This is a genomic window from Bacillus sp. SIMBA_074, from assembly GCF_046534555.1.
Lineage (GTDB): Bacteria > Bacillota > Bacilli > Bacillales > Bacillaceae_G > Bacillus_A > Bacillus_A mycoides.
In genome coordinates this window covers 1-252 of the sequence record NZ_JAWRYM010000907.1, presented here as the reverse complement: position 1 = coordinate 252, position 252 = coordinate 1, and the positions used below count along the sequence as shown (strand labels likewise).

General features: G+C 67.9%; 1 protein-coding gene. It reads right to left on the bottom strand.

Going from position 1 to position 252, the window contains the following annotated elements:
- Positions 1-39: 39 nt before the first annotated feature.
- On the bottom strand, positions 40-252 hold a 213-nt coding region (locus SB773_RS33395), incomplete at its 5' end, for a hypothetical protein (protein WP_410594742.1).

Below are 252 nucleotides of genomic sequence, written 5' to 3'. Positions count from 1 at the left end.
AAGACCCACGCGGAAGCGGTCATGCGCGGACTTGCGCGGTCACTCGTGGACGACGAGCTCCAGAACACCCGGTTGCTCCGTGTCACGCAGCACGACGCCTCGGCTCTCGGCCCAGCGCCGGAGGGAGCGGAGGGAAGCCACACGGGGCCGATCCTCGGCGAGAGCACGCACGAGCAACCCCTTGGACTTCTTGTTGAAGTGGTTCAGCGCCCGGCCGTGCTCAGTGACGACGCGGACATAGGCGGAGGGCAC